The sequence below is a fragment of the Arcicella aurantiaca genome (genome assembly GCF_003148625.1).
GTDB lineage: Bacteria > Bacteroidota > Bacteroidia > Cytophagales > Spirosomataceae > Arcicella > Arcicella aurantiaca.
On sequence record NZ_QGGO01000029.1, the window covers coordinates 15580 to 39272 of the forward strand.

A 23693-nucleotide genomic window follows, 5' to 3' on the forward strand; every position below is an offset into this window, starting at 1 on the left:
GAAGTCTAATTTTTAAAATATCTTCAACATAAACTCTTTCTTTAGCCAAAAAATAACACGAATGAAAAAAACACTTTTTACCTCTCTCATCGCCTTGGGAACAATTGTACCAACGTTGGCTCAAAATGTTAAAATTGGTGATAATAATGGTACCATAACTTTTGAAGAATACGAACCTAAATCAACATTGGTTGTACCTCAACATTCTGTAAAAAAAGCAAAATTTCCTTTTATTGATGTCCACAACCACCAATGGGAAATGGAAAGTCCAGAAAAAGTAGCCAAACTTGTGAAAGAAATGGACCAACTCAATATGGGAATGATGGTTAACCTGAGCGGACGTGGTTGGGGTGCTGACGAAGCAAGAAGTAACGCAACGTTATACAATCAAATAGAATTTACCAAAAAGAATTATCCAAATCGCTTTACTATTTTTACCAATGTTGACTTCTCGAAAATGGATGAAGCGGGTTGGACAGAAAAAGCGGTGGCTAAATTGAACGATGACGTAAAAAATCATGGAGCAAAAGGATTAAAAATCTATAAAAGTCTTGGCTTTAGTGTAAAGGATAAAGATAAAATTGTACCTGTGGATGACCCAAGAATTGACCCAATTTGGGCAAAATGTGGCGAATTGGGCATTCCCGTAATTATTCACACGGCTGACCCTGCTCCTTTTTGGCAACCTGTGGACTCGTACAATGAACGTTGGCTTGAATTGAAAACTCATAAAGAACGTAAAAGAGAAACCAACAAAGGGGATTATTCTTGGGAACAATTGATAGAACAACAACATAACGTTTTCAGAAAACACCCTAAAACGATTTTTATTAATGCTCACATGGGTTGGTATCCGAACAACTTGGCAAAATTGGATAGTTTAATGGACGTATATCCAAATATGTATGCTGAAATTGGGGCGGTTATTGCCGAGTTGGGACGTCAGCCAAGAGCTGCTAAAAAGTTCTTCGAAAAACGTCAGGATAGGGTATTATTTGGGAAAGACTCTTACATTCCAGATGAATACGAGACCTACTTTAGAGTTTTAGAAACGGAAGACGAATATTTCCCTTATCATAAAAAATATCATGCCTTCTGGAGAATGTACGGAATTGGATTATCCGATGAAATTCTAAAAAAGATATATTACAAAAATGCGTTAAAAATTATTCCAGGCTTAGATAAAAGTAAATTTCCTGAGTAATTTTTTCATTAGACTTCCTACGAAAATATTTTAAGTCGTAAAAAACATCTTTGTTCAATCATAAAATACTTTCGTAGGAAGTCTATTGCCAAAAACACATAAAAAGTCTCGTTAAAGAAATTCTGTATTCTTTAACGAGACTTTTTTATGTTGAACCCGTTTATAGCTTTATGGAAACTTCGTAGTTTTAAGACTAAAAATAAGCGATAGTGCCGCCACACTATCGCTTCGTTGAATTTAGTAAGTAGAACCGCTACTCTACATACTCAATCGAAAAATGGTTAAGTCAAAGATAACTGCTCCCCCAAACCACCTACGATTGTTAAATCAAATTTATATTATTCAAATGGTGAAAATCAATATTTAGTAGGGTACAATTAGGGGAAATACAGGGGACAAAAAGAGGACAGGTAATATATTGCCTCATTTCATTCTCTAAAAACAACTATAATCCACTCATTTACAAACACTTAACACTTAAAGACCTATTCCATCAAATTATTTCGTATTTTTTTGGAAATTTTTTAGTATTTATCGAACTTACTTCTGACATGAATAATGTCAATAATTTCTTGCAATCCCATACTTAAATTTATGAAATACCTAAGAATCATTCCTTTTATCCTGTTTTTTTCGTCTTCAGGGTTGGCTCTAAGCACAAAAGATAGTTTATTTCAAGTCTATCAAAAAGCTGAAGGAAACAACAAAATTAACGCTGCAATTGAATACGCCCGATACTTGGCACCTCCTGATACTGTAAAAGCGTTGAACCTATTAATCCATTCGATAAAACAAGCTCAGCTAAATCAATATGACCTCGGAGAGATAAAGGGCATTCATTATTTAGGTTGGTATTATATGGAACATTTACATGAAAAAGAAAAGGCGGCACAACTTTATAAAAAAGCTTTGAGTTTGGCTCTTGAAACAGAATTTTATGATGAAACCTATGCCATTTACACACATTTGATAGATGCTTATTTGTTTGTAGGCGAAACCATAGAGGCATTTGATATGCTCAATGAAGCACGAACATTTGCTCATAGAACCCATCCTGACAAATACCTACCCATTATTTATTTTCAATTAATGGAATACTATTCTTATTTTGAAAATTACAGTGAAGCATACTTGGTATTTAATGAAGGGGTAAGAATTTCAAAAAGAACGAACAATATTCATGGTTTATGGCTCCTATACTCAACGATGGCTGAAACAAAAAGGCGTGAAAAAAAACTAAATGAAGCACTTGAATATTTGGAAAAAGCAATTCCGCTTGGCATCAAAAATAAAGAAACTTGCTCTATCTTGAATTTTCAAGAAAAGGCAAATATTCTTATTCATTTAAATCGGTTGGATGAAGCAGAAAAACTATGTTTAAGTATTCAAAAAGAAGTTGAAAAAACACCTGCTTTTGATTTTGTAGGCAGTATAAATACCTCTCTTGGGCTTATTTATTTGGCTCGTCATGAATATTCAAAAGCATTAGTATATACACTCAAAGCTTATAAAGAAGTATCAAAAACAGGGAATTCTGAAAATTTATCAGAACTTGAAAATACTTTATCTAAAATCTATTATAAAATAGGCGATTACAAAAAGAGTGTTGAAGCTCTAAAGAATTATCATAATCTTAAAGAGAAACTTTTTTCAAAAGAAAAAGTGAAAAATGTCCAGAGTTTACAACACAGATTTGATTTAGAAAAAAAACAACTTCAGTTGGATGGAGTGGAAGGTAGCAGACGCCAATATCTAATTTTATCAGCAACCTTATTTTGTGTATTGGGTTTGGTGGTTAGAATGCTCTACATAAAACAAAAGAACAATTTATTAAACCTTAAATTATTAGATGAAACTGCAAAAAATGAAGAGCAAAAGCGTGAAAAAATGCAATTTGAGATTGATAATAATATCCGAGAATTGACTTCTATGGCGATGGTTGCTGACCAAAAGAATGTTCTTTGGTTAAATATTAAGCATAAATTAGAAGAAAAACTTCAAGAGATGCCCAATATCTCAGAAAGTGATAGTAAAGCAATTTTAAAAATTGTCTCTCAAAATACTGAAAATCAATACGAATGGGATACGTTTAAAATTCATTTTGAACAAGTTCACCCTCAATTTTTCACCATTTTAAGTCAGCTTTCTCCCAATCTTACACAATTGGAATTACGGCAATGTGCTTACATCAAAATCAATCTTAGTCCCAAACAGGTCGGGAATTTACTCAATATTACCCCTGACGCTGTCAAAAAAGCACGTATGCGAATCAAAAAGAAACTCAATTTATCAGCAGAAGATAGCCTCAGTAAGTTTATTACTACTATTCATGAAGCTTAACAGAATTCTCAATCATAGCCTTTAGCCTGTTCCAACAAAAAACAGGCTAAAGGCTGTATTATAAAATTCCTTGTTCAACTGATTCATTCAACAAGTTTTCTGTATAATTCCAAATCGTTTCAGAGCCTTTTTTAATACCCTTGGCAGTATCAAATACTTTGTCATAGCTAACGTTATATTCAGCCCAAGTCCCTCCTTGATTCGACGCATTTTGCAATAAAGGCTCAAATCTATCCATTGATTTTGCAAATTTGGCTTCATTAGTTTGTCCTGCTTCAAATTCTTCCCAAATACTAATTAACTCCTCTGCTTGTTCCTGTGGCAACAACCCAAATATACGTTTTGCGGCAATCGTTTCAGCCTCTGTATTGGTATGGTTCAACGTGGTATCGTGTAAAAAAACATCGCCTGTGTCTATCTCAACAATATCATGAATCAACACCATTTTAATTACTTTCAGTATATCAATCGGTGTATTTGAATGTTCTGCCAATACAATTGCCATCATTGCTAAATGCCAACTATGTTCGGCGTCATTTTCATGACGATTGCTATTAAATAGCTTCGTTCTTCGTTGAATGTACTTAATTTTATCAATCTCTTTGATGAAATTTATCTGTTTTGATAGATTATCCGAGTGCATTGTTGTTTGTTTTTATCTTTAAATTTCAATGAATGCCTTTTTCATTGGTATTATTTTACAAAAGAACAGCTAATTTCATTTCGCAAAAAGGACAATTGTCCAAACAGCCCCAAAATGATACGACAAAACCAAGAATTATTAAATTATATCATCAAACTTCATCAGATTGAACCTCACGATGTAGTAATTGAACAGCATTATATTCCTCAAGAAACCATTATCTCACACGATAAGCGGGTAAATTATGTTTATATTTTTAAAGAAGGCATCGCTAAATGCTTTTTAATAGAAGATAATGGAAAGGAATTTATCGAAGAATTCTTCGGGAAGGGTGAAATTGTTGGGGAAATTGAAGTTATCAATAGTCATTTAACGGTAGCAAATATTGAAGCTATCACCAGTGTAGTGGTTTTCAAAATCCAGAAAGATATTTTCATGCAACTACTTGATAGCGACAAAACATTTAATCATTTAATTCTAAGGGCTTTATGTTCTAAAATCCAATATAAAGCCATTAGACATTCCTATCATCAATCACACCCTGTGGAGTCCAATTTATTACGTTTAAAAAGAGATTTCCCTGATTTTATTAATGTCATTCCCAAACAAGATATTGCTAATTATTTAGGAATTACATTAAGAAGTTTGAACAGAACGCTTAATGATTTGAAAGAGAGGTATCTATTTTAATATAAACAAAAACACCTCAATCTTTCGATATGAGGCGTTTTGCTTGTATTATTCTGTACAATGTCTATTTCAATTGAATTACTTTGAATTCTGTACGACGGTTTGCTGAATGTTGTTCTTCTGTACATTCTACGCCATCGGCACATTCGTTCAATAATTGAGATTCTCCGTATCCTGAAGCTTCTAAGCGACTTGCTGAAATACCACGTTTAACTAAGTATTTCTTAACAGCTTGCGAGCGTCCTTCTGATACTTTTTGGTTAAACTCAGTTGTTGCACGGCTATCAGTATGTGAACGAATTTCAACTCTCATACCTTTATAACGTTTCAGCATGATTGCTAATTTGTCTAACTCACGAGAAGCATCTGGGCGAATGTTACATTTACCATAATCGTAGTAAATATTTTCAATCGTTACAACGTCTCCTTCTTCAAACATACTCAAGTTAGCATTGATGTTTTTCGGTCCACCTTTGCCCAATTTCTTGATTTTGTTTCCACGAGAACCAAAGTTTTCTTTTGCGGCTTCAATTGAGTAGTCACAACCTTCGCAAATATCAAACTGATAGCGTCCGTCTTCACCTGTTACAAAACTTTGAACTGAACCATCACATTCGTTTTTCAAGGTAACATTTACACCACTTAAAGGACGTTTGTCTTTGTTGGCAGTTACACGACCACGAATAGTTTTGGTAGCTGGACATGGAATAGCATTTCCTGTTGTTCCTTGATACCCCTGAGTAGCTCCATCGACAACTGTACCACCATCGGTAGTTGTTGCCACCGTTGAAGAACCATCTGTTGTGGTTGTTCCTGCATTAGCGGTACTGTCAGCCACCACTTCTTTAACTCTTGATAACGGAATGTCAAGTGTGGTTTGGTCGGTTTCTGTTTTGGTAGAGAAATTTACCGTATTTGAAACATATCCTTCACGACTTGCTTTAAACTCGTAGTCTTTACCTTCTTCTAAACATACTTTAAATGTACCGTTAGAGTCGGTTTTTTTCATTTCTGTATTTCCATCAACTATAATTGCTACGTCTGCATTATCCAAAGGCATTTTAGATTCTACATCATAAACAATTACTTGAATTTCTTGGCAATCAGGTTTTTCATCGCACTCACGAGTGAATCTGTAAATATCATCATCAGTTCCACCACGTTTACGGTTTGAAGATAAATATCCTGCTTTACGTTCACCATCAGCAATAAAACCAAAATCGTCTTTGCTTGAATTTACAGGTGTTCCTAAGTTTTTAATTTTACCTTTTAACTTTGAACCATCTGTTAATTGTGCATAAAAAATATCTAAATCTCCAAGTCCGGGATGTCCGTCAGAAGAAAAATAAAGGTTTCCTCTTTCGTCAACGTATGGGAACATTTCGTTTCCTGCTGTATTAATTTCTGGGCCTAAGTTTACAGGTGTTCCAAAACTTCCACCGTTATACTGTACCACATAAACGTCTGTACCACCAAAACCTCCTGGCATATCAGAAACGAAATACATTAATTTATCATCTTTCGTCAATGAAGGGTGTCCAGTAGAATATTCATCGCTATTGAATGGAACTTCTTTGATATTTCCCCATTGTCCAACACCTTTATCATCTCCTGTGTAAATTTTCAACTTATTGATTTTATCAGAAGACGTTTTGAATTTACCATTATTAAAGTTGTTTCTCGTAAAAATCACTTTTTTCCCATCACTTGTAAAAGTCATTGGACCTTCGTGATATTTGGTATTAAGAGATTTACTAAAAACTGATGTTTTTGTTGCTGGAGTTTCAGAGTAGCCGTATCCTTGATAGATATTTGTTCCACCAAAAGTTCCTACGGTTCTGGTATCATTGGCTGTCGGAGCTGTATATTCGTCAGAGCCAACGGTTCTTTCTGTACTTCTTGATTTAATTTTATTAGCATCTGCACCACCTAAACCCGCAGCAGAAGATGTTAATTGGCTAATATCGCTTAGATAATACATATCTAAAAAACGAGAGTTATCCCAACAAAAAACACGTTTCAATCCTGTACCTTCTGTACGTCCAGAGTTGAAAACTAAGCCGTTTTTATAATACATTGGGCTAAAATCAGCCTTATCAGAGTTGATAGAAAGATAATCTACTTTATAGCAAGTAGCATTTTTATTCAAAGACTCTACATTTTTATAGAGTTTCTGAAATCCACCACTACGCTTGTCAGCAGCTTCTACTTTTGAGTATTTTTCATAAGCATCTTGGGCATCTTTGTATTTACCATTTGAAGCTAAAGCTTGGGCATAATACAAATATGCTTTCGAGGCATCACCTGAAAGTTCTGAACCTCCACTGATTAATTCTCTGTAAACACGTTCAGCGTTTTGTGTATCACGAATTTGACGATAGGCATACGCCAATTTCAAACGAGCCGACTGCTTTTCTGAATCTGAAAGTTTTCCTTTCAAAACCTGCTCGAACATTTCGGCGGCGTTGAGGTAGCTCATTTTACTAAACTCATACTCTGCATCTTTAAGAGACTGAGCGAAAGTTTGGGCAACTACCAACAATGCCAGCATAAGCATTAGTCCAGTTTTCTTCAAATTAATCATCGTTTTAAGAAAGTTTTACTACGTTATTAAAGGCGGGTGGGGGTTATTGTATATTATCAGTTACAGCGGGCGGCGTTCCGCTTATCAGTTATCAGTTATCAGTTATCAGTTATCAGTTATCAGTTATCAGTTATCAGTTATCAGTTATCATCAATTTGAATCTTAAATGATAAGTTCCAAAACTTTAACCTTATTCTTACTCACAAATTAGTGTTAATAATGTTTGTCCGCTTACTGATACCTCTTCTATGTTACTACTAACAATTTAATCTATTTCCTGATAAAGTGCTTTCTGTTAATTGCTAACTGTTTACTGTTAACTGATTAAAAGTATCTTGGTGTAAGAATCTTAGCTTTGCGGTATCCGAATTCATAACGAAGCATTACTTCATGCGAACCACCTTGTTTTCCTCTCAAACCATTGAGCATAAAGTCATAGGCATAACCTAAACGGAATTGGTCAGTTGCTTGAATTTCAAGCATACCAATTGCTGCATCTCCGTTAAGATTGTTAAATGGCGAATTAAAATCTTTGTTATTGGTTCTCCATGAACCACCAAGTGCAATACGGTCTTTAATCCAAAGATTTAGGTTAAAGTCGAAAGCGGCAGCATCACGAGTTGCTTTTGCTAAGATTGATGGTTTTAAGGCTAATGAACGTCCCAAAGGAAGTACAAAACCCATCATTAAGAAGAAATGGCGTTCTTGACGAGCTACTGCATCACTTGATTTGGTAGCTTCTCCATCTTTCAAACGGTTCTGAATAAGGCTTGGGCAAGATAAACCGATGTATCCACGGTCATTACTCAAATACAAACCTACACCTACATTTGGTAGCCATTTACTGATATCACCAGTAAAGGCAGCGTCAGTATCTGTACCACTTAATGTACGTTGAACACCTGTTAAATTTCCTGTAAGGTTTGTTACTCCACCTTGTACACCCATTGAAAGGGTTGTTCTTTGAGAAACTTTAACACGATAAGCATACGAAAGATACGCTCCTGTATTTTTGAAAACTCCAATTTGGTCATTGTAAGCTTGTAAACCAATCCCTACTTTCTCTTTCTTGATTGGCATATCAATAGTGAAAGACTGAGTTGTTGGAGCACCATCAATGTTTACCCATTGTTGGCGATATAGACCCGTCATACTCAATACATCTCTGCTACCCGCATACGCAGGGTTTACTGCCAACATATTGAACATATACTGCGAGTATTGAACCTCTTGCTGTGCATGAACGGTTTGAACACCTGCCAACGTAGCAAAAGCCAGTGCTGTCATGTATCGAACTCTTGAAAGCAAACCTTGGAGTTTCATGTGATAAAATGTTTAAATGATTTTAATGTTGTTGTAAGGATAGGGGCAGTTCACCAGTAATGGTAACTCTATTTCTTTTTGAGTTGTGAAATATAAAACTACGCCTTTCCTTGATGGACTTTCCCTTTTATTTACCCCTGACAAGCGTTTAGACTTGTCAGGGGTTTTACTCTTAATTACTATCTTGAAATTGTCATGTATCTTACTTTCGGAGTTACATCTATTTTCTCTCCAGTAGCTCTATTTGAACGAGTTACAGAGTAGAAGTAAGTTCCATCTGGTAAGCCTTGACCATCTCCTACAACTTTCACACCTTGGTTAGATGCACCTGCCCAGTCATTTTTGTAATCTTGACTTGCGTACACTACACCACCCCAACGGTTGAAGATAATTAACTCTACTTTTTCTGTATCCTTATTAACACCTTGGATAACAAACTTATCGTTGACACCGTCACCGTTTGGCGAGAATCCTTCTGGAATAAACAATTCTGACAATATTACTTCACCTTTGAAAATAATTGGTGTTGGAGCTGCTTCATCTGGTTTACCGTCTCCGTTAAGGTCAGGATTGATACCATTTACTGAAATATCAGATGTTGACTTAGTTCCATCAACTGCACTTACTGCTTTAGCAATTCCTTGTGTGAAGATTGTGTCATTTACTGGTCGTTTAATGTTAACCATATAAGCTACCACAATACTATCTCCTACTGCTAAGAATGTACTATCTGTTTTAGTCAATGTTGAATCAGCTTTACCGTTGAAGCTTGAGCTGATAATTGCATTTCCTCTCACAACTCTTGGTGTTCCAACTAATTTCCAAGACTCTACTTGCTTACCAATTGAGTTTTCGATATTAGTACATAATTGAACCTTAGCTAAGTTAACTTTTCCGTAGTTTTTAGCGGTCATTACTAATGTTACATTGTAAGTGCTATCTGCTAATGGAATCGTATCAGTTACTGCTGCTAATGCTAAACCAATTGATACTTCGCTATTATTTACATTTTTCAACTGTACTGGTGTTGCTACGTTGTCATTCGACGGGTCTTTATCTCCATTTGTATCTGGATTATTACCATTTGTTGAAATGTCTTTATAAGTAGCGTTATCTGTACCTGTTGCAGTACCAACTGCTACGTTGTTAAAGATATTTTCAGGGTCTGTTGACGCCGCAGTATTTACTCTTACTGTTAAGTCAATGATTGCTGTATCTCCTTTCAACAATGTTGATTCTTCAGGAAGTAACAAGTCTGTATTAGTACCTTTACCTGTATAGTTTGGATTCGCTTTCAAGCCAGGTGTTGCAATAAGAATTGGTGTTCCAACGAGTACTGCTCCCTTAGCTGTGAATACTGCATCAAGACTATCTTTCACGCTCAATTTAGTGATATTATTTGCTCCCATGTTCACAATACGAATTCTGTATGGTACCGTCCAGAATGTTGTCGAGTCATTTTTCAATGCTGTTACAACTACTTCTTTCGCCACACCGATACGAGTATTTGGTAAGTCGAAGCGTAATACCGTTCTGCTTGGCGTTCCGTTTACATTAGAGCCATCGCTTGATTTTGCAGTAAGAACAGTGTTGTCTGGTTTCTTACCTGTTACGGTAGCTTGGCTATAGAATGGTCCTTTATTTCCATTCAAGGTAACTCTCACTACATATTTCACTGTATCAGAAGCACCTGGTAACATGAAGCTACCTACTTTCACTAAACTTGAATCTGTTTTACTGAACGCATCATTTACAATCAAGTTTGTACTTACACCTGTGTTTGGTTTTCCTACAATCTCACACGTTACTGGTGTTTTGAATGTATTGGCTAAGTTGCTCGTTAAAGTTACATTTCTCAATGTATCATTACAGAAGTTTTTAGCAATCAAACGATAAGTTACGTTATAAACTCCTTCTGAAACTTTAGCTGTATCAATTACTGCCATTGCTAAGCCAAGTTTACAATCAACCGCTACTGAAGTATCACTAACTGTGATAGTTGATGTACTTGAGTTATTCGTCGTAATTAAGTCAACCTTGCTTGTATTACAGATTTTCACTGTATTTGTAAATGTACCTGCTTTAGATGGAGTAGCTGTATAAGTAAATGTACGTGTACGTCCTTTACTAATGGTATCTACTGCAATTGTTAAACTATCACCTGCTTTCACTACGCCAGTTCCTGACACAAATGTTAAGCCACTTGGTAATGGATTACACAATTTCACATCTTTCGCTTTACCAGCTCCATTGTTTGTCAATGTTACTGTGTATGTTACATTTTCACCTTTCTTATAAGTTGCTTTGTTAGCCGTAATTAAGACACCTAAGTCAGCATAAGTTGTATCGCTTGCAGGTACTAAAACTACTGTGGCAACATTGTTCGTCAAGACTGAGTCTGTCGGTGTTATTTTCGTAATCTTAGCAGTGTTATAGATAATGGTATCTTTAGACACTTTCGCTTTGTAAGTAAATACTTGCGATGAACCAACTGGCATAGAGATAATGGCTACTCTTAATGTATCTCCATTCTTAGCAGGGTCACCTGAAACGAAGCTTAAATGTTTAGGTAACAAATTGTCAACCACTACATTCGTTGCTATTGCTGGCCCGTTGTTTTTCACAGTTAATGTGAACGTTACTTCGTCATTCAAGGCAGTTAATTGCTTATCTGCGGTAAATGCTAATGCTAAGTCAAGTTTGCCTGTTCCTGCTGGAGGTGTTACTACTGTTGTTGTATCTCCATTAATTGTTACGAACGAGAAGTTATTAGGCCCTACGTTGTCTAACAATGAACTAACTGATACCGTATTCGTCACATTAGATTTCACATTCATCTTAGCAACATAAGCATACGTTTTTGTTTGTCCTTTTTCTAATGAATCAAGACTTACTATAACTGCACCCGAAGTAAGCGTCTGACCAGTTGAACTTGATACGAATGTCATTCCCGTTGGAATTGAATTCGTTAATACAACCTGTTTAGCCGTTGCTGGTCCGTTATTAGTAAGTGTCAACAAGAAGTTAACATTCTCACCTACTTTCGCTGTTGTTTTATCAGAAGTCATCACAACTGCTACATCAGCTACTGTACTATTCGTTTTACCTACGTTAATAATCGTTTTACCAGCTCCCGAACCGTTGTTGTTACCTGGGTTAGGGTCAGCAGTGATACTTGTACCTCCTGCTGCGATGGTTGTTTCAACATCTGTATTTAAAGTAGCAGTGTAAGTATAAACTTTCACATCACCTTTAATTAAGCTATCAAGCGTTGCCGTTAACAAGCTACCATTTTTCACTAAGCCACCAGTCTGAGATACATAAGTAAATGTTCCTGGAATTACCGAAGCGATATTAATACCTTTCGCAGTTTGTGGTCCAAGATTCGTAACTGTAATGGTTGTTGTAATCGTCTCACCTTTAGCGTATGATGCCTTATCAGTTGTAATAGTAATGACTACATCTGCACCTGTTTGTGGTGTTGAACCTACTACGATTGTTGCACCTCCTGCACCAGAACCACTGTTATTAGTAGGGTTAGGGTCAGTTGTTGTACTTGTACTTGATGCTGTAATCGTTGCAGTACCATTTCCTGTTACTTTAGCCGTGTAAGTATAAACTTTCACACCGTCTTTCACTAAACTGTCAATTGATGCTGATAATACGCTTCCTGCTTTCGCTAATCCACCAGTCTGACCGATGTATTCTAAGATTGAAGGAAGTGTTGAGCTTACGTTAATTCCTTTTGCTGTTTGTGGCCCAAGGTTTTTAACTGTAATAGTTGTTGTTACAATATCACCAATTGAGTAGTTAGACTTATCTGTCGTTACTGTTACAATCACATCAGCACCTGATGGTAAAGTTGGGTTAATCGTTACTGAACCACCTGTTCCTGTTCCGTTATTGTTGTTCGGATTAGGGTCTGGGTTATTCGAAGTACCTGTTCCACCTATTACTACTGGACCTGCTCCGTTAAGAACTGATTTGTATATATAAACTTTAACATCATTTTTAACCAAGCTATCTAATTTACCTGTCAATACACTTCCTGCTTTCGTTAAACCACCTGTTTGTGATACGTAAGTTAATTTATCAGGTATTGTACTTGAAACTGTTACGTTTTTAGCGGTTGCAGGTCCAAGATTTCTTACCGTAATCGTTGTTGTTACGGTATCACCAACTGCATAATTTACTTTATCAGTTGTAATTGTAACTACAAGGTCAGCCGAAGTTGGTGATGGAACAGTAACCGTAGATGAACCACCTGGGTTACTACCATTATTATTGTTCGGATTCGGGTCTGGGTTGTTTGAACCTCCTGTTGCTCCAACTGTTACTGAAGTTGTTGTTCCAGAAATCTTACCAATCCATGTATAAGTTTTCACTCCTCCGCTTATCAAGCTATCAATTGAACCACTTAATAAGTTACCATTTCTTACTAAACCACCTGTTTGAGAAACAAACGTTAATCCTGCTGGAATCGGTGCTGATACTGATACTCCTTTCGCTGTTGCTGGTCCTTTGTTAGTAACCTTGATTGTTACTTTCACTGTACTATCAAGAGCGATATTGTTTTCAGTAGTTACTACGATTTCAATATCTGAGTCAGTTGGAGATGAAACATCTGTTTTATTTTCAACTGTAATTTTCGTTGCTGTTGAGAAACAACCTTGTGCTGACTTGTAACAAGCATAGTAAATTCCTGCTCCTACTGCACTTGGATTTGCAATATTTGTCGAACCTGCACTTGCACCTGTTTTAAATACTAAGGTTGCTCCTGTTGGTGTATTACTCACCACTAATTTGCTTAGGTCAACTGTTGTTCCTCTATCAATTTTCACACTATTTGCTACTGGTGCAGAAGGTGCTGTTAAGTAATTAACCGTTGCAGTATCAGATTCAATTGAACAACACTTATTAGCATCTACTAATTTGAAGTAGTATGAACCAGACGAACTTACTGTGATACTTCTTGTTGAAGCAATTTCAGTTGTTGAGCCTACTTTAAACCACTTATATCCGTAGTTTCCTGCTGTTGCTGTCAATGTTACTGTATCTGTTCCACAAGTAGTTAAGTTACCTTTAACTGATACCAATGGTTTGAATTTCACCCCTTGCATTGTCAACACCATTGTATCTGCTGTTGATTTACATGAACCGCTTCCGTCTGGGTCATTTGTAGTGATAATCAATTTCACTGTTCCTGCTAACACATCTGCCAATGATGAACGATATGTTGCAGTTGGTAATAAAGGATTATCAAATGTACCTGTACCTGTTGTTGTCCAAGTTACGCTTGTGGCAGCTCCGCCGAATGTTCCACTTAGTTTATATACTTTCTCTGCACAAATTGTTGCATCTGCACCTGCACTTACAGTACATGGTGTTTTAGCACAATCTTTAGGAGTACAATCTGTGTTGATATATGTATTGATTACACCCGGAGCAGAATAACATCCTGAAGCAGTTTTTTCAAATACATAATATGTTCCTGTTCCTACTGCATTTGGATTTGGATTTGTTACCAATGGTGATGATGGTAACACACCTGTATGATATTCAAATATTCCACCTGCTGATAAACCTGATGTTACACCTGATGCTAAATCAACAGTTAAGAATGGACAAACGTTAGTCAAGTTTTTAGTTTTAGGAGTGCTAAGACCTGCTCCTACTGTAACTGTAACTTCGTTTGATTTACCACTTTCACACTTATCTAATTTACAAATCGCAGTATATTTCGTTGTTGCGTTTGGTTTTGCTGTAATTACATTTCCTACTTGACCGTCATTCCAGATTACTGTTCCGTCACATCCTGATGCTGTCAATGTAATTTGGATACCTTGACAAATTGATGTTGCATTACAAGTAATGTGTGGTGCTGGAGGGTTTCCAACGTTAACTGTTGCCACACTTGATGGAGCTGAAGTACAAGTTCCAATCGTACAAGTTGCTGTGTAATCTACTGTTTTAGTTGGAGCAGTAGTAATAATTGTTCCTGTCTGACCGTCTGACCATTTCACAGTCCCTTCACAACCTGATGCTACCAATGTTACTGAGCTTCCTGCACAAATTGTACTTGTAGCACATGAAATAGTTGGTACACTTGGTACTATTACCGTTACTGTTACTTTATTTGATTCAGGGCTATTACAAGTTCCTAATTTACAAACTGCACTATAAGTAGTTGTTGCATTTACTGTTTCAGAAATTGATACGCCTGTTTTACCATTCGACCAAACAACTGTTCCTGACGTACAACCTGTTGCTGTTAATACTACTGAACCACCTGCACATACACTTGGAGGAGTAGATACTACTGTTGGTGCATCTGGAGTTCCTACCTTAACAGTTACTGGCTCAGATGTTTTAGCTTCTCCACAACCATCTACTTTACATTGTACTGAATAAATAGTTGTTACACTTGGCTTCACTGTGATTGTTGCCGTTGTTGCACCGTTACTCCACAATAAAGTTCCGTTACAATTATTAGCTGTCAATGTCACTTCTGAACCTGCACAAATTTGTGTATTTGTTGGCGTAATGTTTGGTGCTGTTGCACCTGGTAATACTGTCACTTTCACACTTGCTGAAGCATCTTTTGCACAAGCAACTCCCGTACAAGTAGCTGTATATGTTGTTGTTTCAGTAGGTTTTACTTTAACACTTGCCCCTGTCAAACCGCCTGTCCATGTTACTGTACCTGCTGAACAGCCTGCTAATGTTAAGGTTACTTCTGTTCCTGAACAAATCTTATCGTTACTTGCTGAAGCAGTCAAGTTCAACACAACTGCTGGATTAACTTTAATTGTTGTTTCGTTTGATTTAACGCTTTCACAAGTATTCGTTACACAAGTTGCAGTATAAGTAGTTGTTACACTTGGTTTAACAGTTATTGATGTTCCTGTACTATTGTCAGACCATTTAACTGTTCCACCTTCACAACCTGCTGCCGTTAATGTTACACTTTCTCCTGCACAAATTTCAGTTTTAGCACATGAAACAACTGGTGCGGGACCTGCTGTATTTACTTTAACCGATAATTCATTTGATTTATCAGACTTACAAGTTGTTGACTCACAAGTTGCTGTATATTTCACGTCAGCTGCTGGAGTAATTGTTCTTGGAGAACCTGTTACACCATCTGACCATTTCACTGTTCCGTTACATCCGTTAGCAGTTAATATAATTGACTGTCCTGCACAAATTGTTAACTTATCTGCTGTGATAGTCGGTTTAGCAAAATCTGTAACTGTAATATTTCTCTTAATTGATGCCTCACTCACACAAGTTCCGATTGAACAAACTGCTGTGTATGAAGTAGATACTAATGGTTTCACCGTAATTACTGAACCTTTCTGGCCATCAGACCATGTTACTACACCACCTTCGCAACCTGTTGCGGTTAACTCAACTGATGAACCTGAACAAATTGTTGATGTTCCTGAACTCACAATTGGCGGAGTTGGATTTACAACTTGTACTGTTAATGGTGATGATTTCTCAGACTGACATACTGTTGAGCTACAAGTAGCATAATAAGTAGTCGTTGTGGTTGGTTGTACGATTACAGTTGCACCTGTTAAAGTTTTGTCGCCATAGTACCAAGTAATTTTTCCTGTACAACCATCTGCCGTTAATGTAGCCGAACCTCCTAAACAAATTGTTGTATTTGCTGTTGAGATAGTTGGTACTGCAATTGGTTTCACTGTCAATACATAAGGAGTTGACGAAGCACTTGTACAACCATTTACAGAACAAGTAGCTGTATAATTAGTAGTTGTAGTTGGGAAGACAGTAATTGTTGTCGTTTCCTGACCTGTACTCCATTTCACTTGTCCATTACAGTTAATAGCTGTTAATGTGATTGTTTCACCTGGGCAAATTTCACCTTTTGAACATACAATTGTTGGAGCAGTTGGAGCTGGTGTAACAATTACATCAACTGTTGCCTCTGCACTAACACATTCGTACTCTTTACAAACGGCTTTATATGTTGTTGAAACAGTAGGCGTTACAGTAATTTGTGGACCTGTTTGTTTCGGTGAAGTTTGCCATTCAATTACTCCTCCACAGCCTTTAGCTGTTAATGTTGTAGATTCTCCTGCACAAATCTTACTTGGTGCTGCTGATAATAATGGGCTATCAACCACAATTACTTTCACTTCTACTGCATTTGAAGATTCGCTCTTACAATCATCTTTCTTACAGTAAACAGTATATGTTTGGTTTGTTTTAGGAGTTACTGTAATACTTGCTCCTAAACTTCCATTACTCCATACAAATGTTGAGTTTTCACAACCAGTTGCTGTTAATGTTACGCTACCACCTAAGCAAACTGATTTTTGAGTACATCCACAAGCAATTGTAGGTTTATCAAGATTACAAACTAAAGTAGCGTTAATCTCTACGCTATCATCATCATCTTCATCAGGTTTTGTTGAAGCATTACCCGGTGTTGAATCTGGGTCTTTTTGGTCAGACTTACTAACTTCTGCTATATTTTTGATTTTACCAGATGCCGTAACTTTAGCTTTGAAAGTAAAGTTAGTTGAAGCTCCTTTCGCAATGCTTGCTACTGTGCCTGTCAATATACCTGCACTTTCTGTTAATGTAGATGAACTTACAAAAGTTAAACCTGCAGGTAATTTATCTTTAACCTCAACATTCGTCGCTGTATTTGGTCCTGAGTTCAATACCGTAATTGTGTATTCAACTGTTTCGCCAACATTGACTTCTGTTTTGCTTACTGTTTTAGTTAAGCTCAAGTCTGCGATGTCAATTACTGGGGTCGTTACGGTCGAAGTATTATTGTCTAATTTTGTTGGGTCTTCATTAGAACCTGAAATCTTAGCAGTATTGACTGTATTACCTACTTTATTGAATGTTACTTGAATCAATATTGATTTGTCTGAACCAGCAGTTAAATCACCAATTGACCATACGCCTGTAACATTATTATAAGCTCCTGAAGGTGTTGAGCTTACATAAGTAGCTCCTGCAGGAAGAATATCTTCTACTTTTACATCGGTAGCCTTAGCTGTTCCAATGTTTAATGCTTGAATTGAATACGAAACCGTCTGACCTAACAAATAAGAAGGAGCTGATTGTGCATCTGGTGCATCAACAACTTTCTTGATTACTGCTAAATCTGTAAAACATCTCTTAACTCTGAATGAAATTGAAGAACGTTCACTTACACAACCATCAGGCGTTGTTGCTTCTGCATAGTAAGTATAAACTCCTTCTGCATTTGGTGCAGTTGGGATAAATCCTGCTTGCATTTCTGACTCTGTTGAAAGTACTGCAAGTACCGTATTACTTGTTAAAGAAGAATACCATCTTACTGTATTTCCTGGACTAACGGCAAACAACTTGCTGCTTTCGCCTAAGCAAACTAACGTATCACACTTCAAGTTATAAGGTGCTTGTGGCTTCGCTTTGATAGTCAATGTTGTTTTAGCGATTGCTGCATTACATTTCGTATCTGTTCCGTCTGGGTCGTTGGTAGTAAAGGTAAATTCTACTGTACCGTTAGCTACATCACCTGCCGATGGAGTAAATTTAGCTGTTAAGCTATTGGCATTATCAAATGTTCCTGTACCTGTTGAAGTCCATTTTCCGCTTGTTGCACCACCACCAATCGTTGCTGTTAATTGTACTGGAGTAGTTGTATTTCCACAAATAACCGCTAAAGGCACTACTGAAACCGTTGCTGGATTCACACAATTACAAGTATTGATTGTTACCGTCACAGATACACTTGAGCTATAACATCCTGCTGTTGATTTTGCAAAAGCATAATATGTACCTGCACCAACTGTTGTTGTATTGGTAATAATTGCTGAATTTACAGAATTAGACACATGCCATTCAATTGTACTTCCTGTTGGAATTGTTGTAATTGCATCTGCTAAATTAACTGTTTCTAAGTTTTTAGAACAATCATTTGAAATAGCTGACTTCGCAACAGGATTACTTGGTTTAGCATTAACTGTTACTGTAATAGTAGTTCTTGCACTCTCGCAAGTACTTCCAATATCAGTATTAGTTACATAATATTTTGTTGTAAATGATGGACTAACAATCAATATTGAATCTGTCTTGATTGGAGTAGTAGAAGTCAAAGATGAATACCATTTTGAACTGCTATTAGTTTTTGAGCGATAACCTCCTAAAGAGACTTGAGTTCCAGCACAAATTGTTTCGTTAACTGCTATTGGTGCATTTGAAATTGGATTTACATTAAACTTAACACCTGTTGCATCTAATGCCGCACATAAATTTTTCGTTGAAATTGTACTTGCTAAATCACTTGCTTTAGTAGTTCCTAAAACAACAGTTGATAAATCAAGGTAGCTTCCATTGGCAGAGTTACCATCAAATACTAATGTATGAATTGTATAACTTCCTGTTGCATTTACAGTAAATGTTGGAGCGTTTGAAATTTGCTGAATTACTAAATTCGTTCCTTGTGTTAAAACATATTTAACAGAATATCCTGTTGGAACAGTTGGAGATGTTGCCACTGTTGCCGTCAATACTACTCCGCCTGTTGCTGGTAAGCATAAATTAGGCGTTGTTGTTGCCAATGTTCCTGCATTAATATTACAATCAGCCTTGATACCTGCATCAATTGTTAAGTTGTTACGACCAATGTCTCCAAGTGGTTTTGTAACATCTATATTAATTACTCCTGAGAATCCACCTACACCTGCATCTGAATCTTCAGTAGAAGTTCCAGTATTTGGCGTTACGAATGTTTTACCAGAAGGTAAAATAAATTTCACTTTATAAGCACCTGATGCTAAGTCCGTAAAGAAATATTGACCATTAGTACCTGTTACTGTTGACTGTAATTTCGTAGTACCTGTTCCGTCATATAATTCAACTGTTACACCTGAAACTCCTGTTTCTCCTGCATCTTGTTTATTATTACCGTTTGCATCAACCCATACAAAATCTCCAATTGTTCCTTTGTTCGGGATTAAACCAGCATCAATTGTTGTGTTATTACGAGCAGGGTCTCCAATTGGTTTTGTTGTATCAATGGTAACAATTCCTGATTTTCCGTCAGTACCTGCATCTGAATCTGTCGCCGTAGTACCTGCTCCTGTTGGAGAGAAAGTAGAACCTGCTGGTTTGTCAAATACCACAATATACTGACCTGCTGGTACAATAAATTCATATTTACCATCAACGTCTGTTGTGTAAGATGAAATAACTACACCATTCTTATCTGTTAAAGTAACTTTCAAGCCTGCGATTGGCGTATCACCTGCATCTTGAATACCGTTACCATTATTATCATTGAAAACATAGTCTCCAATAGAACCCAATGGAATAATACCTGCATCAATCTGAGGATTGTTACGAAGTGTATCGGTTGTAGCTTTGGTTACGTCAATATTAATAATTTGACTTTTTCCTGCTGCCCCAACATCACTATCTTTAGTATCGTCTGTGCCTTGATTTGCTTTGGTAAATTTGCTTTGTGTAGGAGCAATAAATTCTACTTGGTATGCTCCTGAAGTTAAATTACCAAAATTATATTTACCCGTAGCACTTGTAGTAGTTGATGTAAGGAATGTTGTTCCTTTATATAAGTTAACGACAACTCCCTCAATTCCGGGTTCTCCTGCATCTTGAATGCCGTTTGAGTTATCGTCACGCCATACAAAATCTCCGATTGAACCTAAGTTGCCAATCAAACCAGCATCAACCTCTATGTTATCTTTAGCTTTCCCTGTTCCTTCAACATCAATTGGAATCACTGCCGTAAAGCCATCAGTACCTGCGTCACTGTCTGTTCCGTCAACACCAACTTTTGAAGTAGTAAATGTATTTCCCGCAGGAAGAACAAATTTTACTTTGTAATTATCTGTATATAAAGAATCGAATAAATATTTACCATTGACATCAGTTGTTGTTGAATCTAACTTTGTTACTCCATCAGCTTTGTATAAATATACTTTTACGCCAGACACTGGAGTGTCTCCAGAATTTTGAATACCATCTTTATTAATATCATTAAATACATAATCTCCTATTGAACCAAGTGGGCCAGGAATAAATTTCGCTGGACAACATCCTGTTGCTGGACAATTTTTATTGGTTGCTGTAAATGCAAATTCTGTATAAGCAGTAATACTTGAAACTGTTAAAGTATCTTTAGCAGCATTAAGTGAAACACCCGGTGTACTTGCAGTAATAGCAGTTGCTGCACCAGTTCCAACTTTTACAGTCCAATTAATATTTGTATATCCTGCTGGCAATCCAATTTTAAATTCGTCTCCTTTATAAAAATAATCTGCAACTGACAAACATACAGCGTCTTGGTCGTCTTCGTTGAGGTCATTATTATTTGGACTTGAATCGTAGTCAACTTCGTTCTCTTTTGTAATCTGTGCAACATTAAATGAAAGACCACGAGAAGTAACAGTTGCAACAACTGTCATCGTCAAGTCTGCTGAAGCACTTACATTACCAATATTCCACTTAATAGAAGTTACACCTCCAACCGTAGAATTAGATGTTGTTCCAACACCTGAAACATTTACAGATTTCAATGTTACACCAACTGGTAATACATCTGTAAGTTCAACACCCGTAGCTGCTGCACCCGCATTGTTTACTTTAATGGTATAAGTAACATCAGCACCCAAAGCTGGACTCTGATTATCAATCGTCTTTTTAACCGATAAATCAGGATTGGTAGTCAATGAAACGGCTTGGGATAATGCCCCAAACGCTGTAAAAAGCGTCAAAAACACTACGCCCATCCAAGTTCTCATGCCTTGCTGGTTAAATAATTTACTGCTGAGTAGTTGTGAACCACCCAAATGCGATAAAATGCTAAAATCCCGCTTGACGGAGCCAAGAGGGGCATTATTATCGGGGGCGGTACCGACTATTACCGATAGAAAGTTCTTAAATTTCTCCAAGAACTGCCCACTAAGCGACTCCTCACTACTCGTAATCGCTCGTCTCAGGTAAGTAAAAAGATTCATTTGCTGTATGTTTAATTGATAATTTGTATGCGAGAATTGTGATTTTTTCTTAACCACAACAGCAGGAATAGCAGATTCAACCACTGCGTTTGGCTGTGGCTGAATTGTATTTATTGATTCTTCTATAAATACAGTTTCAACTACTGGTTCAGATATTTCTTCCTGAACAAATAGCTTCTTGACTTTCCTGAACAAGTCTTTAGCCACAAGAAAAGCACTTTTCTTAGGTAAAGATTGTAATGAAATAGTAAGGTTCGTTTGGTTGCTTGCACCATCAGTGAACGTAGAAGTTCCTTCCATCTGTTGCTTTGTTAATAAATTAATGTTCTAAACATATTATATATTTAGGGCTAAGGTGTTTTTCTGTATCCAAAATAGTATTCTAAAATAATACCTTTTTGATGTTTTAGGTACAAAAGAAACAATTGAGACATCATAGCATAGTACAATGACTCCATAAATAATCCTCCAAAATTGTGCCAAAAAGAAAAATTCTCTTAATTGGCTACAATAAATAAACGACCTAACGCTTCTAAAGCACTGATAATTAATACCTTAAAAGCATATCACCTATTAACTTAAAAATAATCACTCAATATCTCCAATGACTAAATTCCACAAACGTATAGCTTGTGTTAAGTCAAAAATAGAATTGTCTGGTTTAGCGAAAATTATGCCAAAAAAATACCAGCAGATTTCTAAATAGAATCTGAATAACTAATAAAATAAAAAGGGAGTTACAGCCTTAAATTGCCCTTAATAATAAGCACAATAAAAGCAGGATACCTTTTAAGGTAAAGGAAGGAATAATACGAAAAAATATAAGTTTTATATGCGAGCGAAGGCTTTCCCTAACGGTTGTATGCTTTCAAGTACAAAGAAAAGAAGTTTTTTTTACAATTGCAAACACAATTTTAAAATTCAACATAAAGACGTGTTGTTCTATTAAAAAATTACGTGTAATAAAATTTCATCATTTTATATTTAAGTAGGGACGCAAAAACAAGTGCTTACAAAACGGCTGAGAATCTTTTATTCAAGTACCAAAGCACAGAAACTTTAAAATATAGCAAGGAAATTGGCTTCAATATTGAATATAATCAAAAAAAATATACATAAACCCCTAAATATCAATAATTTAAAAACAATTTCACAATAAAATTAATTCAACTATTTTAAAAACAAAAAAGTGTTCAAACGAACTGTTTCCAGGTGGCTTTGTACTTATTCAACATAATTTCTAAAAAAAATCTTTTTTTTTCATCTTACAAGCAATAGCATAAAAAAAAAACGTGTAATCTTGTATAGATGGGTACTGAACAATTAATACAAACTCTAAAAAAATGTCGTAAGAACGACCGAAATGCACAGCGGGAGCTTTATGAAGGCTTTTACCGTTTTGGGCTGTCGGTATGTTTACGATATGTAGCTGATATTGATACGTCCAGAGAATTATTGAATGATGGCTTTATGAAAGTATTTACTAATATTGACCAATATAAACCCGAGTACCCCTTTGTGAGTTGGTTTAAAAGAATTCTGATTAATACTTGCATCAACCATCTAAGGAAGTCTCATCAAAATGTACCTACTGCTGAATTATTGGAGGCTCAAGATGTAGGTTTTGAATTGGATTTGTTTGGTAAGTTTTCGGTAGAAGAAATTGGGCATTTGATTCAGCAATTATCTCCTGCATATAGAACAGTGTTTAATTTACACGTCATTGAAGGATATGAACATAAAGAAATTGCAGAGATGTTAAACATTACTGTTGGGACATCCCTCTCTAATTTACACAAAGCAAGAAAAAAATTACAAGAATTAATTTTATATAGTGAAGATTGAGCGTTTTACGTTATTAATAAAAATGAACGTGTTTAAGCAGGTTCAATATTAAAT

General features: G+C 36.2%; 8 protein-coding genes. 4 read left to right on the forward strand and 4 right to left on the reverse strand.

Going from position 1 to position 23693, the window contains the following annotated elements; all coding sequences use genetic code 11:
- The first annotated feature begins 61 nt into the window (after positions 1-61).
- Together LV89_RS20080 and LV89_RS20085 are read left to right on the forward strand one after the other, a co-directional pair.
- Positions 62-1204 (forward strand): amidohydrolase family protein, encoded by a 1143-nt coding sequence (locus LV89_RS20080; RefSeq protein ID WP_109744714.1) that lies wholly within the window; start codon positions 62-64, stop codon positions 1202-1204.
- Between the two features lie 594 nt (positions 1205-1798).
- On the forward strand, positions 1799-3544 hold the full coding sequence (locus LV89_RS20085; protein ID WP_109744715.1) for a tetratricopeptide repeat protein: 1746 nt from the start codon (positions 1799-1801) through the stop codon (positions 3542-3544).
- Positions 3545-3602: 58 nt separating this feature from the next.
- On the opposite strand, the gene LV89_RS20090 is transcribed toward LV89_RS20085, so the two are convergent.
- Positions 3603-4187, reverse strand: a complete 585-nt coding sequence (locus tag LV89_RS20090) for an HD domain-containing protein (RefSeq protein ID WP_109744716.1) — start codon at positions 4185-4187, stop codon at positions 3603-3605.
- A gap of 114 nt (positions 4188-4301) precedes the next feature.
- Between LV89_RS20090 and LV89_RS20095 the strand changes: the two genes are divergently transcribed.
- Positions 4302-4877 (forward strand): Crp/Fnr family transcriptional regulator, encoded by a 576-nt coding sequence (locus tag LV89_RS20095; protein ID WP_109744717.1) that lies wholly within the window; start codon positions 4302-4304, stop codon positions 4875-4877.
- Between the two features lie 64 nt (positions 4878-4941).
- Here LV89_RS20095 and LV89_RS20100 read toward each other — a convergent pair whose 3' ends face one another.
- From LV89_RS20100 to LV89_RS20110, 3 genes are all read right to left on the reverse strand, one after another.
- Positions 4942-7461 carry a carboxypeptidase regulatory-like domain-containing protein gene (locus LV89_RS20100; protein WP_109744718.1) on the reverse strand — a complete coding sequence of 840 codons (2520 nt, stop codon included), beginning with the start codon at positions 7459-7461 and terminating at the stop codon, positions 4942-4944.
- 324 nt (positions 7462-7785) lie between these two features.
- Positions 7786-8784 (reverse strand): PorP/SprF family type IX secretion system membrane protein, encoded by a 999-nt coding sequence (locus tag LV89_RS20105; RefSeq protein ID WP_229201562.1) that lies wholly within the window; start codon positions 8782-8784, stop codon positions 7786-7788.
- Positions 8785-8963: 179 nt separating this feature from the next.
- Positions 8964-22094 (reverse strand): SdrD B-like domain-containing protein, encoded by a 13131-nt coding sequence (locus LV89_RS20110; protein ID WP_109744720.1) that lies wholly within the window; start codon positions 22092-22094, stop codon positions 8964-8966.
- A 1008-nt stretch (positions 22095-23102) separates the two neighbouring features.
- On the opposite strand from LV89_RS20110, the gene LV89_RS20115 reads away from it, so the two are divergent.
- Positions 23103-23639 (forward strand): RNA polymerase sigma factor, encoded by a 537-nt coding sequence (locus LV89_RS20115; protein ID WP_109744721.1) that lies wholly within the window; start codon positions 23103-23105, stop codon positions 23637-23639.
- The last annotated feature ends 54 nt before the right edge of the window (positions 23640-23693 follow it).

Bases quoted from the DNA above. Each gene is read 5' to 3' on its own strand.
- LV89_RS20080 (WP_109744714.1), top strand. From the start codon at position 62: ATGAAAAAAACACTTTTTACCTCTCTCATCGCCTTGGGAACAATTGTA.
- LV89_RS20085 (WP_109744715.1), top strand. From the start codon at position 1,799: ATGAAATACCTAAGAATCATTCCTTTTATCCTGTTTTTTTCGTCTTCA.
- LV89_RS20090 (WP_109744716.1), bottom strand. From the start codon at position 4,187: ATGCACTCGGATAATCTATCAAAACAGATAAATTTCATCAAAGAGATT.
- LV89_RS20095 (WP_109744717.1), top strand. From the start codon at position 4,302: ATGATACGACAAAACCAAGAATTATTAAATTATATCATCAAACTTCAT.
- LV89_RS20100 (WP_109744718.1), bottom strand. From the start codon at position 7,461: ATGATTAATTTGAAGAAAACTGGACTAATGCTTATGCTGGCATTGTTG.
- LV89_RS20105 (WP_229201562.1), bottom strand. From the start codon at position 8,784: ATGAAACTCCAAGGTTTGCTTTCAAGAGTTCGATACATGACAGCACTG.
- LV89_RS20110 (WP_109744720.1), bottom strand. From the start codon at position 22,094: ATGGAAGGAACTTCTACGTTCACTGATGGTGCAAGCAACCAAACGAAC.
- LV89_RS20115 (WP_109744721.1), top strand. From the start codon at position 23,103: ATGGGTACTGAACAATTAATACAAACTCTAAAAAAATGTCGTAAGAAC.